The organism is Streptosporangium sp. NPDC000563, from assembly GCF_040299985.1.
In the GTDB taxonomy this organism is placed as follows: Bacteria; Actinomycetota; Actinomycetes; order Streptosporangiales; family Streptosporangiaceae; genus Streptosporangium.
In genome coordinates this window covers 530715-546994 of sequence record NZ_JBEPDA010000001.1, presented here as the reverse complement: position 1 = coordinate 546994, position 16280 = coordinate 530715, and the positions used below count along the sequence as shown (strand labels likewise).

The 16280-nt window shown below is 66.2% G+C and carries 13 protein-coding genes and 1 tRNA gene; 6 read left to right on the top strand and 8 right to left on the bottom strand.

Going from position 1 to position 16280, the window contains the following annotated elements; all coding sequences use genetic code 11:
* Positions 1–25: 25 nt before the first annotated feature.
* Positions 26–1258 carry an NsdA family TPR-like regulatory protein gene (locus tag ABT352_RS02485; protein WP_502992754.1) on the bottom strand — a complete coding sequence of 411 codons (1233 nt, stop codon included), beginning with the start codon at positions 1256–1258 and terminating at the stop codon, positions 26–28.
* Between the two features lie 166 nt (positions 1259–1424).
* Here ABT352_RS02485 and ABT352_RS02480 point away from each other — a divergent pair, with 166 nt between their 5' ends.
* The 3 genes from ABT352_RS02480 to ABT352_RS02470 all read left to right on the top strand — a co-directional run bounded on the left by ABT352_RS02480 (position 1425) and on the right by ABT352_RS02470 (position 3592).
* Positions 1425–1802 (top strand): hypothetical protein, encoded by a 378-nt coding sequence (locus ABT352_RS02480; protein ID WP_350941895.1) that lies wholly within the window; start codon positions 1425–1427, stop codon positions 1800–1802.
* A gap of 2 nt (positions 1803–1804) precedes the next feature.
* On the top strand, positions 1805–2056 hold the full coding sequence (locus ABT352_RS02475; RefSeq protein WP_350941893.1) for a hypothetical protein: 252 nt from the start codon (positions 1805–1807) through the stop codon (positions 2054–2056).
* A gap of 330 nt (positions 2057–2386) precedes the next feature.
* A complete protein-coding gene (locus ABT352_RS02470) occupies positions 2387–3592 on the top strand; it encodes a hypothetical protein (protein WP_350941891.1) in 1206 nt (401 codons plus the stop codon).
* 338 nt (positions 3593–3930) lie between these two features.
* Here ABT352_RS02470 and ABT352_RS02465 read toward each other — a convergent pair whose 3' ends face one another.
* Positions 3931–4905, bottom strand: a complete 975-nt coding sequence (locus ABT352_RS02465; RefSeq protein WP_350941889.1) for a GntR family transcriptional regulator — start codon at positions 4903–4905, stop codon at positions 3931–3933.
* 203 nt (positions 4906–5108) lie between these two features.
* Here ABT352_RS02465 and ABT352_RS02460 point away from each other — a divergent pair, with 203 nt between their 5' ends.
* Genes ABT352_RS02460 through ABT352_RS02450 form a run of 3 tightly spaced genes read left to right on the top strand, consistent with a single transcriptional unit; the run spans position 5109 to position 7911 of the window.
* Positions 5109–6557, top strand: a complete 1449-nt coding sequence (locus ABT352_RS02460) for a replication initiator (RefSeq protein ID WP_350941887.1) — start codon at positions 5109–5111, stop codon at positions 6555–6557.
* The gene (locus ABT352_RS02455) at positions 6554–6760 is read left to right on the top strand and encodes a helix-turn-helix domain-containing protein (protein WP_350941885.1); all 207 of its coding nucleotides are present in this window, start codon (positions 6554–6556) and stop codon (positions 6758–6760) included. The genes ABT352_RS02460 and ABT352_RS02455 overlap by 4 nt, the downstream gene beginning before the upstream one ends.
* The gene (locus ABT352_RS02450; RefSeq protein WP_350941883.1) at positions 6757–7911 is read left to right on the top strand and encodes a site-specific integrase; all 1155 of its coding nucleotides are present in this window, start codon (positions 6757–6759) and stop codon (positions 7909–7911) included. Before ABT352_RS02455 ends, ABT352_RS02450 begins: the two co-directional genes overlap by 4 nt.
* 370 nt (positions 7912–8281) lie before the next feature.
* Here the strand turns inward: ABT352_RS02450 and ABT352_RS02445 are convergent.
* The 6 genes from ABT352_RS02445 to recF form a co-directional block, all read right to left on the bottom strand.
* Positions 8282–8355 (bottom strand) — tRNA-Ile (locus ABT352_RS02445).
* Between the two features lie 151 nt (positions 8356–8506).
* Positions 8507–9241, bottom strand: coding sequence for a DUF3566 domain-containing protein (locus ABT352_RS02440; RefSeq protein WP_350941881.1), 735 nt, complete (start codon positions 9239–9241; stop codon positions 8507–8509).
* Positions 9242–9423: 182 nt separating this feature from the next.
* A complete protein-coding gene (gene gyrA / locus ABT352_RS02435; RefSeq protein ID WP_350941879.1) occupies positions 9424–11973 on the bottom strand; it encodes a DNA gyrase subunit A in 2550 nt (849 codons plus the stop codon).
* A gap of 31 nt (positions 11974–12004) precedes the next feature.
* On the bottom strand, positions 12005–13957 hold the full coding sequence (gene gyrB, locus ABT352_RS02430; protein WP_350941877.1) for a DNA topoisomerase (ATP-hydrolyzing) subunit B: 1953 nt from the start codon (positions 13955–13957) through the stop codon (positions 12005–12007).
* 299 nt (positions 13958–14256) lie between these two features.
* Complete coding sequence (locus tag ABT352_RS02425) at positions 14257–15003, bottom strand: DciA family protein (RefSeq protein WP_350941876.1); 747 nt, start codon at positions 15001–15003, stop codon at positions 14257–14259.
* Positions 14993–16168, bottom strand: coding sequence for a DNA replication/repair protein RecF (gene recF / locus ABT352_RS02420; protein WP_350941874.1), 1176 nt, complete (start codon positions 16166–16168; stop codon positions 14993–14995). Before recF ends, ABT352_RS02425 begins: the two co-directional genes overlap by 11 nt.
* Between the last annotated feature and the right edge of the window lie 112 nt (positions 16169–16280).

Sequence of the window (16280 nt, the reverse complement as noted above, 5' to 3'; positions counted from 1 at the left end):
CGGTAGAACGCGCCTTCCCCGGTTCTCACTCGGGGACGCTCAGCTCTCGATACGCCTCGCGTAGTTCTGCGGCTTCCGGCATGCGACGCGTCTCGATAGCACCGATCACCTCGCGCACCCTCCAGTAGGAGGACGGCACCAACGCGCCACTCGTCATGCTCGTGAGAGCAAGCTGACCCGCCTCGTCGGGCTGATCGGTGGCCAGAAGCGCCAGGGCCAGGTCAAGGCGTGCGGAGGTCGCTCGACGTGGACGAACCAACCCATCCGCGGCCGACTCCAAACGGGCGAGCACCTGCCGGGCGTACGACTCGGCTGCCGGATCCCCCAGCCATGACAGCGTGGTCGCCACGTACGCCTCGCTCTTGGAAGGGTCATAGCGGTAGTGATGCTCGGGATGCTCGGGCATCGACAGCGGCGAGACCAGCCGGGCAACACGGTTCAGCGCATCACGCGTCTCCGGGCCGGACCCAAGCCGCGCCCAGATCCGGCCCTCCTGCGCGGTCGCCTGAATGTAGGCCGAGCCGCCACGTGGTGCGATCGCCTGCGCGCCTTGGGTCAAGGCCAAGGCTCGGCGGTAGTCGCCGGTGGTGACCGCCTGCCATGCCTCGGTCTCCAGACACCACGCGGCGATCTCGGGATGCTCGGCATGCTTGGCCAGCTGGGCGGTCGTGCGAAGCCACGTTCCGGCTGCCTCGAACTGGCGAAGGTCGATATGGCAGGTGGAGGCCAGCAGCGACAACCAGCCACCGGCCGTGAGAAGACGGCGGTGCTCGGCGAACGTCTTCTTGGCGTCGACCAGGTGTGAGACGTACGACAGGTGCTGACGTACCCGTTCCAGCAACTCGGCCGGTGGTGTCGCCTGATAAGCCATCGCGAGGTCGTCAACGGCCAGTTCCAGCCGGTCAAGCGTTCCTGTGCCCACATCGCTGGCGGCGACACGACGGGCCAGCTCCAACGCTTCGATCTCGTCGGCGAAGTGAGGGCTGCCCGGCGCTGTGCTCTCCGGCTCCTCGCTGAACAGCTCGGCTTCTTCCGTGCCGAACACCCGGCAGTAGAGCAGCCGATAGGGGTCCTTGGGCTGGTGCCTGCCCGCTTCCCAATCCTTGATCATGCGGATCAGGGAATCTCGCTCGGGCAGGCGGGCACGAGTGCGCGGGTCGGCAGCCTCGGCAAGCTGCCTGGCCATGTCTCGCTGCGTCCACAACTTGCCACGCCTCGCGGCGCGTAACCGTACGGCCCAGGCCGGAACGTTATTCATTGTGTGCACCTCGGGGGACTGGGGTCCTCCTGTCTCCCCCAGTCTCCCCTACTCGCACTGTCGGCGCGGGATACCCGGCGATGTCATGGGAGCACCAGGAAAAACGGGACCCGCAGGCGCGGTAACGCCGTACGGGTCCCTTGATCGCACACTGGAGGTGCGACCCATGGACAACTGTAGAGCCGTCCCGCCCGCCGTTGATGAGGCGACGGTGGAGAGCCATGACAAGGCGCTGGCCGTCGTTCAGCGGCTTCTCATCGAGCGGGGAATCCGCGCTCACCGTCACCACACGATCAGTCTCGGACTCTTCGCCAACAGTGCGGCTGCTTGGCCCGATCAGCCGCCGTTGCGGTCGCGGATGGAGCGCTACCCGCCGGAGCTGACCGTGAAGGGTCCGCAAGGCTGGTGTGTAGCCACGGTGACCATGGGTCCGCGCTCGGGCAGCTACCTGGTCTCTCTTCGCGACGGCTCCGGCCCCCAGGCGGTCCGGAGCGAGCATCCGGAAAAGGTGGTTGCCCTGATCGTGGCTGCTCGGGGGATGTGACCGTGCACGGCTGGATCATCGTGGGCGATGCGGCCACCAAGCGAGTCAACGGCAAAGAGGTCATCGTCACGGCTGGTAAGTCGGGCGACATCAGGTCGGTCATCAGGGCGTGGGAGGACGCTGAGCGCCACCGGATGCTGTACGAACTGGGCAACCTCGGCCGCCTGGTCGATGCCGCGCTGGCCCGCCTCCAGTCCCACCGCACTCCGGGCAGTCGTGGAAAACACGCGCCGCAAACCGACGACACCAAATGATCACCGATCGGGTGCGGCAACAGACCTTCCTCGCAGTCGCGTTGCCGTACCCGACCGGTAATGCCCGTGACTGGGTAACCGTGTCATCCGGTGGCAACCTGACCCGGAGCACAGGGCCGCCAGGCCCGCGCACCGGAAGCAGGGCGGCAGAGTTGTCGATTCCTCCAACAGCACAAACAGAGTTGATGCAGATTAGGAGATACGAACAACGAGACAGTCGGAGATAGAGAGTTGAGACCAGGACTCCAGGGCCACAGCAAGACCGTAACATCAAGTACAGCACTGTTAAGCATCCTCAGCACGGAGTCTTCCCCCAAGGATTAATTCGTCATGAAAAATCCTCAATCAAATGTCACCGAAATTTTATTTGACGCCGTGGCTCGTCAAGCGGAGATTTTTCTTCGAAGTGGCGAGTCGATGACATTGCCACTACCATCTCTTCCGGTTTATAAAGACTCGGGTGTTCGGCGAGCAGTTTACTCATTCGCCAACAATACTTTAATTGCAACATTGGCAAGAGGAGAAGAAGCAACAATAGAGATTCAGCCCTCAGGCGTCTCAGACCCACGCCTAGGGCGCCTAGTTATATACCTTGACCAGTGCCACTGGAGCGCGCTATCGAGGCACTTATATAACCCAACCGACGCGCGGGGAGTAGACAAAAAGGCAGCAGAAACCGTTATTGAACTCGTCAGGCAAAAGAAGATTATACTCCCTATTTCCTCCGGGCATTTTATCGAGACAACCGTAACCTACAATGATAAAAGGCAAAATATCGCAGCCACCATGCTCGAATTCTCCAGAGGATGGCAGATGCGCCATCCATTTAGGATTTGGCGAAATGAAATAGCTACAGTATTTTCTATGCGCTATGGGAATTCTGAGCATTACAGCCCACCAGTCTTCACCCTTGAGCCCGAGGCACTGTCCAGGAAGTTGCAACTATCGACAAAAAAGGGATTCGATGAAGATCTTCCGGAAGACTTCGATCATCTACTCAGGTGCCTGACGGCGGCTATTTCCAACTACGACATTCTCATGGACCCCAATCGTATAGAGCGAGGAGAGATTACAAAATGGGTTGAACACTTCCAAGAAGTATCTAAGATGTTTAAAGATGAGGGACTCAACGCAAAAAAGCGATACGCAACAACCAAGGGGCTAGTCGTTATCGACCTCATAAATGAGGTACAAATTGCGGCAGCTGAGACTAACACAAGCCGCACCCAGCTCGAAGATTGGTTCGGAGGAAAATACCAGGAAGATTTATCCAAGATGCCGTCCCTTGGACTCTATGCCGACGCACTAAATGTTCGCCTATCTAATTCAAACACCAAGTGGGTCGATAATGACTTTATCGATATACTGTTTCTGACTTGCGCAACGGCCTATGCAGATCTCGTCGTTGGAGAGAAAGCCGCAACTAACTACTTAAGTCGCGCATGGGGCGACCGGCCAGCATCGGCCCCTGTTGTAAAGAACTTATCAGAGCTAGTCGACATTCTTCCTGCTCTTTTGAATCCGACCGATTCATAGAGACACAGTTTTGCAGCGATAGTGGAGGCGGCCGGCGCAATGCCGAATGGCACCCCGTAGGGGCCGCGAAGCGGTTGGGCCGGCGGTCGGAGCGGCAGGCGGCAGTGCGTACCAGGGGCGGCGGGTGCGTTCGGTGCGGCGGGTACTCGGTGCGGTGGGCGGCGGGCTTACGTCGTGCCGTCCCGGCTGGCGCGGGCCGGGACCGGCCGCCAGGGCCGCACGCCCGGCCCGCTGGCCGTGCCGGGACGGCGGGGCGTGTCCCGCCGTGCGGCGGCGCGGAGCGCTGGTGCCTTGAACCAGTAAAGAAACTCTGAGCCAATGCCAGTCGCAATGACCTGTCACAGCAGGAACAGGATGCGGCCGGTCGGTTCGGGATCGGGCTTGTCTACGAGTTGTTCGGGGTCGTGGATGTTGGGGTCGAATCCGTCAGGGAGATCACTGGTGGAGTTCTCGCGAGCGTAGACGGTCTCGAAGCGTTCGGCGTCGGCCTTGATCTCGGTCATTTCCAGGGGGCGGCCGTCTTTGTCGGCGAGGATGCGGCGGATGATCAGGATGGGACTGCCGACCGATAGGGCCATCAGGTCGCGCTCGTCTGCGTAGGGCATGCGGGCGGTGACGATGGTCTCCCAGGTGGTCGGGCCGCGTCCGCTGGTGATCGTCTCGTAGAACGACTGCCGGGTGAGGGCGTGGACGAAGGCTTCGCCGACGGTCTGCTTGGGGGTCGGGGCAGGGATGATCTCGGGGACGGTGTAGGAGTTGATGCCAATGATCAGGCCGGTGGTGGTGTGGCGCCATCGGCTGGAGCGGTGAAAGACGGTGTGGCCGGTGCGCAGGCCGAGAGTGCTGGCGATGTCGCGGTTGGCGGCGCTGAACTCGCTGCGACTGTAGATCTGCTGGTCTTCGGCGTCATTGGCGTGCGGGGCGGCGAGCTGGGTCCAACCCCATTGACGGGCAGTGGGGATGAACTCTGGGTCGGCGATGTCGTGGCGGGGCCATGCGCCGAGCAGGATCGCGTGGCGGTCGGGGATGGCTCGGACGAAGGTGCCGCGTCCGCGTACGACGCTGACGAGTCCTTCGCCGACCAGGGCTTTGACGGCGTCGCGGACGGTGGGGCGCGAGACGCTGTAGCGGGCTGACAGGGCGGTCTCGCTGGGCAGGGGTGCGCCGGGGGTGTAGCGGGCCTCCAGGATGTCGGCGCGCAGTGATGCGGCGATGACCTCCCACAGGGGGCGTTGGGAGTCGGCGAGCCGTTCCTGTTCTTCCGCGCTGAGGTCGAGATCGGCGAGGTCGGGTTCGTAGTTGCTGCTGTTCACGGGAACTCCTTCGGCATAGACGTACGTTTCTCTTGTACTACATGTTGACAAGGCATAGCAACGCGATCACTCTTGTACTACAAGTCAACCGTACGAGTGTGCATGAGGGGATGGTGACCATGAACGGCAAGGAGGAAACCCACATCACCACCGAACCGAACAGCGACGCTGAGGGACTGAACCGGTCAGGACATCCGCAATGGATGATCGACGTAGCACAGCTGATCAACGATCCGGGCTATGACCGGTGGCGTTCCATGGTGGCCGCGACCGGCGGATGCTCTCATCCGATCCACCTCGCCGGAGAATCCAGCATCGTCAACGCCGACACGGGCGAGGTGCTGCACGACTACCGCACCACCGACGAGGTGCGCGGGTATCTGCTGGTGGCCTGCGGCAACCGGCGGGCCTCGGTCTGCCCGTCGTGCTCACGCGTCTACCAGGGCGACACCTTCCAGCTCATCCGGGCGGGCCTGTCCGGCGGCAAAGGCACTCCCGAAACCGTCAGCGCGCACCCTCGGGCGTTCGTCACCCTGACGGCTCCCTCGTTCGGGCCGGTGCACACCCGGCGCGAGAAGAACGGCGCATTGCGGGCCTGCCGTCCCCGTAACCGCGCCACGGTGTGTGAACACGGGCGGCCGGTCGGCTGCCACGCCCGTCACGAGATCGGAGACGAACGGCTGGGCCAACCGATCTGCGCGGAGTGCTACGACTACACCGGGGCGGTGCTGTGGCAGGCGCACGCGGGCGCGCTGTGGCATCGCTTCACGTTGGAGATGCGGCGCACCCTGGCCGGTGAGGCGGGCCTGACACGGACGGCGTTCGCCAAACAGGTCCGGGTCTCCTTCGCCAAGGTCGCCGAGTACCAGCGGCGCGGCCTGGTGCACTTCCACGCGGTGATCCGCCTGGACGGTCCCGAGGGCAGCACCGACGTCCCCCCGGCCTGGGCTGATCACAACCTCCTCGTGCGGGCCATCGCTCCGGCCGTGAGGCGGGTCATCGTTCGCACTCCTGCCAGCGGGCTCGGACGCTGGGACCTGACGTGGGGCGATCAGCTCGACATCCAGCCCATCGTCGTCGACCAGAGTGCGGACGGGCTGAGTGAGAGGGCGGTGGCCTCCTACATCGCCAAGTACGCGACCAAGGGCGCGGAGACTTCGGGCACGGTGGATCACCGCCTGTCGTGCCCGGTCTGCAAGGGGCGCGGACGGCTGAGCCTTACGGCCTCCTGCGGGCGCTGCCACGGAACCGGCCTCAAGCCGGGCCTGCACCTGGACGCGCTCCCGGTCACCGAGCACGCCCGCCGCATGATCCGTACCTGCTGGGAGCTGGGCGCACGACGGGAGTTCACCGCACTGCGGCTGCGACCTTGGGCGCACATGCTGGGATTTCGCGGCCACTTCTCCTCCAAGTCGCGCCGCTACTCCACCACCCTCGGCGACCTGCGCCAGGACAGGGCGAAGCACCGGACGGCCGAAGCACGCGAGCGGCACGGCCTTCCTGCCCTGGCTGATGAGAGCACGCTCGTGCTCGGGCACTGGCGCTTCGCCGGATCGGGCTACACCCCCGGTGAGGCGATCATGGCCGAACACATCCGGCACCGCGTCTCTCAGGCCCGCGCCATCGCCGCGAAGAAGCGGGAGGACGGTTGACCGCACCCCGACCGTCCGCCGACCGGCGGCTGTATCGCGTCAGCGAAGCCATGTACCTGCTCAGCATGAGCCGCAGCGTGATCTACGAACAGATCCGCTCCGGGCGCCTGCGCTCGGTCACCCAGGGCCGCACCCGGCTCATCCCGGCCTCGGCCATCACCGACTACGTCGCACTACTCGAACAGGAAGCGAGGGCATCATGACCACACGACGCAGCCGGGGAGACGGCGGCCTGCACTGGGACGAGACCCGCGAACGCTGGATCGCCTCGGTCACCGTCGGCTACACCCCGGCCGGAAAGCGCATCGTCAAGAAGGCCAGCGGCAAGACCAAGACCGAAGCCAAGGCCAAGCTCAAAGAGATCATCCGCGACTACGACGACGGCCTGACCACGGCTGCGCACAACTACACCGTGGGTGACGCCGTACGCGACTGGCTGGAGTTCGGTCTCAACGGGCGGGAAGCCTCCACGATCACGAACCGTCGCATCCTGGCCGAACAGCACGTGATCCCCGCGCTGGGCGCTCGCAAGCTCCGTGAGCTGTCTGCCGACGACGTGGACCGGTGGCTGTCGGCCAAAGCGAAGATCCTGAGCACGGAGACGCTGCGGAAGATCCATTCAATTCTCAAGCGGTCCATCGCCCGCGCTCAGGCCCGCGACAAGGTCAAGCGCAACGTGGTGATGCTGTGCGAGATCCCCAAGGGGCAGGAGGGTCGTCCCTCGAAGTCGCTGACGCTCGACCAGGCGGCGTCGGTGCTCAAGGCCGCCGAGGGGGCGATCCTGTACGCCTACATCGTGGTGTCGCTCCTCATCGGCGCCAGAACTGAGGAGTTACGGGCGCTCACCTGGGCGCATGTGGACCTGGACGGCCAGCCGAACGCTGATCCTCCGGTACCTCCGTCAATCATGGTGTGGCGCTCGGTGCGGGTCGGGGGAGACACCAAGACTGAGAAGTCCCGGCGAACCCTCGCTCTCCCCAGGCTGTGCGTGGACGCGCTGCGCGGGCACCGTGAGCGGCAAGTGCTCGCACGGGAGAAGGCAGGGGACTTGTGGCAAGAGAATGATCTCGTCTTCGCGAGCAAGCACGGGACCGAGTTGGACGCGGCCAACGTTCGCCGGGCCTTCCGGGTGATCCTCAAAAGGACTGATCTCAACGAGGACGAGTGGACTCCTCGGGAGATGCGGCACAGCTTCGTCTCACTGCTTTCGGACTCCGGCGTCGCACTGGAGAACATCTCCCGCTTGGTTGGCCACAAGGGGACCGTAGTGACCGAGAAGGTCTACCGGAAACAGCTCCGCCCTGTGCTGCTGGACGGGGCCGAAGCAATGGATCGGATCTTCAGCGGTGAGTGAGATGGACTACTGGGCTCAGCCCGACGCTGCCGCTCCTCCGGCCAACCCGGCGAGTAGATTTGCGCCTACCTGCGCGGCAGCGCGGAACCAACCAACCAGTCGCTCCTTGGTGTACGAGATCATCTTGCCTCCCGTGGGGTTCCTGTCTTCCGTGATGGTGACGAACCCAGAGGAAGCATGCTGGCAGACAATAGCGGACAACAGCAGCAAAACGATGGTGACTGGCTGGCCGTGTCTAGCCAGACTCAACCCAGTAGTCCCTGATCATGCTACCCACTCGATCACTAAGCAGGATCGCTAGTCACTCACTTAGTCACTCGGAAGATCAAAAAAGGCCACTTCCCTACCGGGAAATGGCCTCTGAGCTGGGTGGGGCTACCAGGACTTGAACCTGGGACCTCTTCCTTATCAGGGAAGCGCTCTAACCGTCTGAGCTATAGCCCCTCATCACACAGACGAACGGTCCCGTATCCGTTTGGCGGAGACGAACCCGTTCGCTCGAACAGGGAAAAGCTTACCCTGTTTCGGCACCTGCTCGCGCCATGTCCCCGCCCCGGAAAGAGGGCGGGGACACTCGGCGGGACCGCTACTACGACTACTCGGCCTCGCTGAAGGTGACCTCCACACCGCCGACCAGGTCGGAGGCGATGTTGTAGATCACGGCGCCGAGGGTGGCGAGAGCGGTGATCAGCACGACGTTCACCGCGCCGATCAGGGCGGTGTAGCCCAGGATGCGGACCGGCTCGAACCAGGAGGCGATGTCGACGCCGTTGGTCGAGTTGCCGTCGGCCGTCGTGAGCTGGGTGACCGTCTGGATGATGTTCTCGAACACCCCGAGGCTGGACAGCACCATGTACAGGGCCGCGACCGCGATGAACAGCACCACGAAGCAGACCAGCGACACGACGAAGCTGAACTTCATCGCCGACCACGGCTCGACCCTGCGCAGCACCAGGTGCGCCTTGCGGGGCGACCTCGGGCCGCCGACGTCCGCGGCCTTCCTGTCGGCCGCGTCGGCCGGGGCCTGGGGCGACGACAGGCTGCCGGGCGACCACGAGGCCCGGTTGTTCTGCTGGCCCGTCGATGGCCGGCTCTGCTGTCCCGATGACGGGGCGGACGGAGAACGCCCTTGCTGCCCGCCGGTTGGGGACGTCGGCGGGGCCGACGGGGGACGGCCCTGCTGTCCCCCGGGCGAGGGCGCGGAGGAGGAACGCCCCTGCTGCCCTCCCTGCGGATGTGAGGACTGTGGTGGCGCGGATGGTGGTGGAGATCCGCTTGGACGGATCCGCACCGTGGTGTCGGCCTGCTTGCCGTCCTCTGTCGTGGTCACTTTTGGCCTGCCCTTGCGATTGTCGGATACCGATCCATCGGTCTCCGGCGCGGGCGCGCTACCGTTAACCGGTGACGAGGCCGCCTCGACGTCCTTCGTTCCAGCGATCTTGTCCATCTTCTCCGTCGCCTGATCGCGTGTCGACGAGGAGGCGGGGCGCGATCCCGGCTTGCCCTGAGCATTCACGGATTCTCCCCTTCCCCGTTCTCACCGGTCTCCACCTGCGTCTCGGCGCTTTCCCCGGTCACCGGGTTCTCCCCGGTCTCCAGCGCCTCCGCATTGCGGGCCAGCGCCACGACGCTGTCCCCCTCCGCCAGATTCATCAGCCGAACCCCCATCGTCTGGCGGCCAGACTGCTTGATCTCCCCGGCACTCGTCCGGATAACCCCTCCGGCGGACGTGATGGCGAAAACCTCGTCCTCGGGTCTGACCATGACCGCGCCAACCAGCTTGCCACGGGCGCTTACGATCTTGGCGGTCAGGACTCCCTTTCCGCCCCTTCCCTGAAGAGGGTACTGATCCACAGGGGTGCGCTTGGCGTATCCGCCCTCGGTCGCGACCAGAACGTTGTCGCCGTCGGCGATCCGGTTCATCGCGAGGAGCTCGTCCCCGTCGAGGAATCGCATGCCGATCACGCCGCTCGTCGCCCTGCCCATCGGGCGCATGGCCTCGTCGGACGCCGTGAAGCGGATGGACTGGGCGCCGCGCGAGACGAGAAGGAGATCGTCGTCCTCCGATACCAATCTGGCAGCGATCACTTCGTCATCTTCGCGCAAATTGATCGCGATGAGACCACCCGTGCGCGGCGAGTCGTACTCGGAAAGGCGTGTCTTCTTCACCAGGCCGCTGCGGGTGGCGAGCACGAGGTACGGGGCGACCTCGTAGTCGCGCAGGTCGAGGACCTCCATCACGACCTCGTCCGGCTGCATGGCCAGCAGGTTCGCCAGGTGCTGCCCGCGCGCGTCACGGCCGGAGTCGGGCAGTTCGTACGCCTTGACCCGGTAAACACGGCCCTTGTTGGTGAAGAACAGCAGCCAGTGGTGCGTCGTGGTGACGAAGAAGTGGTCGACGATGTCGTCCTGGCGCAGCTGCGCGCCCCGCACGCCCTTGCCGCCGCGCTTCTGCGCCCGGTAAAGGTCCGTGTTGGTTCGCTTGGCGTAGCCGCCGCGGGTGATCGTGACGACCATGTCCTCCTCGGCGAGGAGGTCCTCGATCGACATGTCGCCCTCATAGGCGATGATCTCGGTCTTGCGGTCGTCGCCGTACCGCCCGGTGAGCTCGGTGAGCTCCTCCTGGACGATCGAGCGCTGCCGCTCGGGCGAGGCGAGGATCGCCTGATACTCGGTGATCTGCGCCATCAGCGCGTCGTACTCGTCGGTGATCTGCTGGCGCTCCAGGGCGGCCAGCTTGCGCAGCTGCATGTCGAGGATGGCCTGCGCCTGGATCTCGTCGATCTCCAGCAGCGCCATCAGGCCCCCCTGCGCCGCGGACGCCGAGGGCGACCGGCGGATCAGGGCGATGACCTCGTCCATCCGCTCCAGGGCCTTGAGCAGCGCGCGCAGGATGTGGGCCCGCTCCTCGGCCTTGCGCAGAAGGTATCGGGTCCTGCGGACCACGACGTCGATCTGGTGCGCCACGTAGTGGCGGACGAACTGGTCGAGCCTGAGCGTGCGCGGCACGCCGTCGACCAGGGCCAGCATGTTGGCGCCGAAGGTGGTCTGCAGCTGGGTGTGCTTGAAGAGGTTGTTCAGCACGACCTTGGCGACCGCGTCGCGCTTGAGCACGATCACCAGACGCTGGCCCACCCGCGAGGAGCTCTCGTCGCGGACGTCGGCGATGCCGCTGATCCTGCCGTCCTTCACCGCCTCGGCGATGGTCAGCGCGAGGTTGTCCGGGTTGACCTGGTACGGAAGCTCGGTGACGACGAGGCACTGACGGCCCTTGGCGTCCTCCTCGACCTCGACGATCGCCCGCATGGTGATCGAGCCGCGACCGGTGCGGTACGCGTCGTCGATGCCGCGCCTGCCCACGATCAGCGCGCCGGTGGGGAAGTCGGGCCCCTTGACGCGGGCGATCAGTGCTTCGAGGAGCTCCTCGTCGTCGGCGTCGGGATTCTGCAGGCACCAGACGACACCGCTCGCCACCTCCCGCAGGTTGTGCGGCGGGATGTTGGTGGCCATGCCGACCGCGATGCCCGCCGCGCCGTTGACCAGCAGGTTGGGGAAGCGCGAGGGCAGGACGAGGGGCTCCTGGGAGCGCCCGTCGTAGTTGGGGACGACGTCGACGGTGTCCTTGTCGATGTCGCGCAGCATCTCCATCGCGATGGGCGCGAGCTTGCACTCGGTGTAGCGCATCGCCGCCGGCGGGTCGTTGCCCGGGGAACCGAAGTTACCCTGCCCGTCGACCAGCGTGTAGCGCAGCGACCAGGGCTGCGCCATCCGCACCACGGTCGCGTAGATCGACGTGTCGCCGTGCGGGTGGTAGGAGCCCATGACGTCACCGACGACGCGGGAGCACTTGAAGTAGCCGCGGTCGGGCCGGTAACCGCCGTCGTACATGGCGTACAGCACGCGGCGGTGCACCGGCTTGAGGCCGTCGCGGACGTCCGGCAGCGCGCGCGAGACGATGACCGACATCGCGTAGTCCATGTAGCTGCGCTGCATCTCGGACTGGATGTCGACCGGCTCGACGCGGTCGGTCGGAGGGCCGGGCGGAGTGTTGACTTCCGTCACAGGTCAGGATCCTTTTCTGGTACGGCTACCGCTACACGTCGAGGAAACGGACATCCCGGGCGTTCCTAATGATGAAGGAACGGCGGGCTTCGACGTCCTCACCCATGAGCACGCTGAACAGCTCGTCGGCCTGGGCCGCGTCGTCGAGGGTGACCTGGAGGAGAAGGCGGGTGTCGGGGTTCATGGTCGTCTCCCAGAGCTGGCCCGCGTTCATCTCGCCCAGTCCCTTGAAGCGCTGCACGTTGTCGCGCGGCCGGGGGTCGGGCTTGCCCGCGTCGATACCGGCCTGGATGACCGCGTCACGCTCGCGGTCGGAGTAGGCGTAGGAGGCGTCCTCGCCCTTCCTGTCCCACTTGATCTTGTAGAGGGGCGGCTGGGAGAGGTAGACGTGCCCGGCCTCGATCAGGGGCCGCATGAAGCGGAACAGCAGGGTGAGCAGCAGCGTCGTGATGTGCTGGCCGTCGACGTCGGCGTCCGCCATCAGGATGAGCTTGTGGTAGCGGAGCTTGGTGATGTCGAACTCGTCGTGCACGCCCGTGCCCATGGCGGTGATCAGCGCCTGGACCTCGTTGTTCTGCAGGACCTTGTCGATCCGGGCCTTCTCGACGTTGAGGATCTTGCCGCGGATCGGGAGGATCGCCTGGAACTTGGAGTCGCGGCCGCCCTTGGCCGAGCCGCCCGCCGAGTCACCCTCGACGATGTACAGCTCGCACTTCTCCGGATCGCTCCACTGGCAGTCGGCCAGCTTGCCCGGCAGCCCCGAGCCCGACTCCAGCAGCGACTTGCGCCGGGTCAGGTCGCGGGCCTGACGGGCCGCGAGGCGGGCGCGGGAGGCCTGCAGGGACTTCGTGATGATGTCCTTGGCCTCGCCGGGGTTGCGCTCGAACCAGTCGCGCAGGTGGTCGTTGCAGGCCTTCTGGACGAACGACTTCGCCTCGGTGTTGCCCAGCTTCGTCTTGGTCTGTCCCTCGAACTGGGGGTCTGTCAGCTTCACCGAGATGATCGCGGTGAGCCCCTCGCGGATGTCCTCTCCCGCGAGGTTGTCGTCCTTGCCCTCCTTGAGGAACTTCTGCTCGCGCGCGTAGCGGTTGACGATGGACGTCAGCGCCGCGCGGAAGCCCTCCTCGTGGGTGCCGCCCTCGGCGGTGTTGATCGTGTTGGCGAAGGTGTAGACCGACTCGCTGTAGGAGTTGTTCCACTGCATCGCGATCTCGACGGCGATGCCCTCGCCCTGCGCCTCGAAGTCGATCACCGAGAGGTGGGCCGGCTCCTTCTTGGAGTTGAGGTGCTTGACGAAGTCGGACAGGCCGCCCTCGTAGTGGTAGGTGACCTCCCGGGGCTCCCCCTCCTCTCCGTCGACGAAATCGGGGCGCTCGTCCCTGATCGAGATCGTCAGGCCCTTGTTGAGGAAGGCCATCTCCTGGAAGCGACGCGCGAGGGTCTCGAAGTGCCAGGTCGTGGTCTCGAAGATGCTCCCGTCGGCCCAGAAGGTGATCGAGGTGCCGGTCGAGTCGGTCTTCTCCCCCTTCGCCAGGGGCGCGGTGGGCCTGCTCTCGACATAACTCTGCCGCCAGTAGTGCCCGTCGGTGCGGATCTCCACGTCGAGCTTGCTGGACAGGGCGTTGACGACGGAGACACCCACGCCGTGCAGTCCGCCGGAGACCGCGTACGACTTGTCGTCGAACTTGCCCCCCGCGTGCAGCACGGTGAGGACGACCTCGACCGCGGGACGGTTCTCACCGGGGACGATGCCGACGGGGATGCCACGGCCGTTGTCGACGACCCGAACGCCGTTGTCGGCGAGCAGGGTGACCTCGATCCGGTCGGCGTGCCCGGCCAGGGCCTCGTCGACGGAGTTGTCGACGACCTCGTAGACGAGGTGGTGCAGACCGCGCTCGCCGGTCGAGCCGATGTACATACCGGGGCGCTTACGGACCGCCTCAAGCCCTTCGAGAACGGTGATTGAGCTAGCGTCGTAGGACAAGTGCGAAATCCTCCTGCCGCGGACACGCGGCAGGGAGACAAGATGTAGCCCCGCCGTGCCCGTCACCGTCGTGAATGCCCCGATGCGCTCACCCAGGGGAGCCGACATGCTCGCCGGGGGGTGGCACGCAAACGGACGTGTCCGGAATTCGATTTCATTCTAGCGGCTCAGAACACATCATGTGGCATTGACAGCCTCTGGAATGGCCTGTCGCGCGACGATCATCGTCTTGGACATCCCCCTACGCGGAGGGGGTTCGTCGCGCCAGAAGAGCCGCTGATCCGTTTTTCAGGCCCGTGTCAGCCGTACGTGTCGCCCGGACCGCGGCTCCCGGTGACACGCAGACCGCCACTGGAGCGGGGGCCGTTCTGCGGGCCGCGAACCTTTACCTTTTGTACCGTTCCGTCCCCGAGTTCCTCGTTCAACCTCCGGACGAGGGTCCTCGCCAGGAGACGGACCTGGGTGGCCCATGCGGTGGAGTCGGCGACCACCACGACCTCGCCGTCGGCGAAGGTCTCCGGCTTGGTGTGGGCCGCCATGTCGGCGCCGACGATCTCGGACCAGCGGCCGAAGACGCCGCCGATCGCGGCGGGCTGCTCCCAGCCTCGGTCCGACAGCAGGTCCGCGATCGCCCTGCCGAGGAGCTGGGGGTCGCCGGCGTCCCTGCGCGCCCCCGACGCCCTGCGCCGCGGCTCTCGGCGGGGCAGCTGCCCCCGTCTGGCGGCGTCCGACTTGGCCTGGGCGAGCTTCTCCCTCGCCAGCGCGGCCCCCTTGGCCGCCGCGCTCCTCGCGGAACCGGCGGCCGCCCCGTCCGCACCCGTGCCCGCCTGGCCTTTGCCGACCGGGTCCGCCGAGCCTTTACCGGCCGAGCCCGCCGGGCCCTTACCGACCGGGTCCGCCGGGCCTCGCGAACCCGGGGCGGGCCCGGCCGCCCGGCTCCCGCCTCCCCGCTCCCGGCCTTCCCCCGCCGCCGCGCGCCCCCTCGGCTCCGGGGCCCGCGGCACGGGCACCGGGCCGCTCGCGCGCTCCCCTGCGTCATCGGACACGGGCCACGCCTCCCTCGGTCACGTCGAAACGGCCTCCGGCCAGCTCGGCGGGCACGTCGTCGGACACCGCCGCGGTGATCAGAACCTGCTCGGCGGGGGCGACCATCTCGGCCAGGCGGCGCCTGCGCCTGCTGTCCAGCTCGGCGAAGACGTCGTCGAGGATGAGGACCGGATCGCCGCCGTCGGCCCTGAGCAGGTCGTAGGCGGCCAGTCTGAGCGCCAGCGCGAACGACCACGACTCGCCGTGGCTGGCGTAACCGCGCGCGGGCAGCTCACCCAGGCCGAGGAACAGGTCGTCGCGGTGCGGGCCGACGAGGGTGACACCGCGTTCCAGCTCCGAGGCCCGGACCTCCAGCAGGCCGGCGCGCAGCCGTTTGGCCAGCTCGGTGCGATCGGTCCCGGCGTCCGCGGCCAGGGTGCCCCGGTATTCCAGCGCGGCGGCCGCGGAGTCCGGCGCGAGGGAGGCGTACGAGGCGGCGACGAGCGGGCGCAGCGTCTCGACCAGCTCCAGCCTGGCCGCGAGCAGCTCGGCACCGTGCGTGGCCAGGTGGGCGTCCCAGACCTCCAGGGTGCTCAGCGGGTCTCCCGCCCCCGCCTCGGCGAACGCCGCGTCGCTCTCCGCCCGCCGCGTGCTCCTGCCCCGGCCCCTCCTGGCCTGCGCGGCGGTGCGCAGCAGGGCACCGCGCTGCTTGAGCACCCGGTCGTAGTCGGCGCGCACCCCCGCGAACCTGGGCGTCCTGGCCACCAGGAGGTCGTCGAGGAACCGGCGCCGCTCCGAGGGGTCGCCCTTGACCATGGCGAGGTCCTCGGGGGCGAACAGGACCGTGCGCAACAGGCCGACGACCTCGCGGGGACGGGGGACCGGGGAACGGTTCAGCCTGGCCCGGTTGGCCCTGCCCGGGTTGATCTCCAGCTCGATCAGCGCGCGCCGGTCGTCGCGTACCACCGACGAGCGGACGACCGCCCGCGCCGCGCCCTGCCTGACCAGCGGCCCGTCGTTGGCGACGCGGTGGCTGGCCTGCGTCGCCACGTAACCCAGCGCCTCGACGAGGTTGGTCTTCCCCATGCCGTTGGGTCCGACGAAGGCCGTGACCCCCGGCTCCATGCCGAGGTCGACGTTCTCGTAGGACCGGAAGTCGGTGAGGGAGAGATGGGCGACATGCACCCCAGGAAGATTAGTCGGCCTCGTCCGTCACCGCGGCCTCCCGTGCCCGTACGGCTCGCACCCTGTGAAAAAGGTCGTGGCGCGAGCCGCCGGAGACGGTGGACCGAGGATG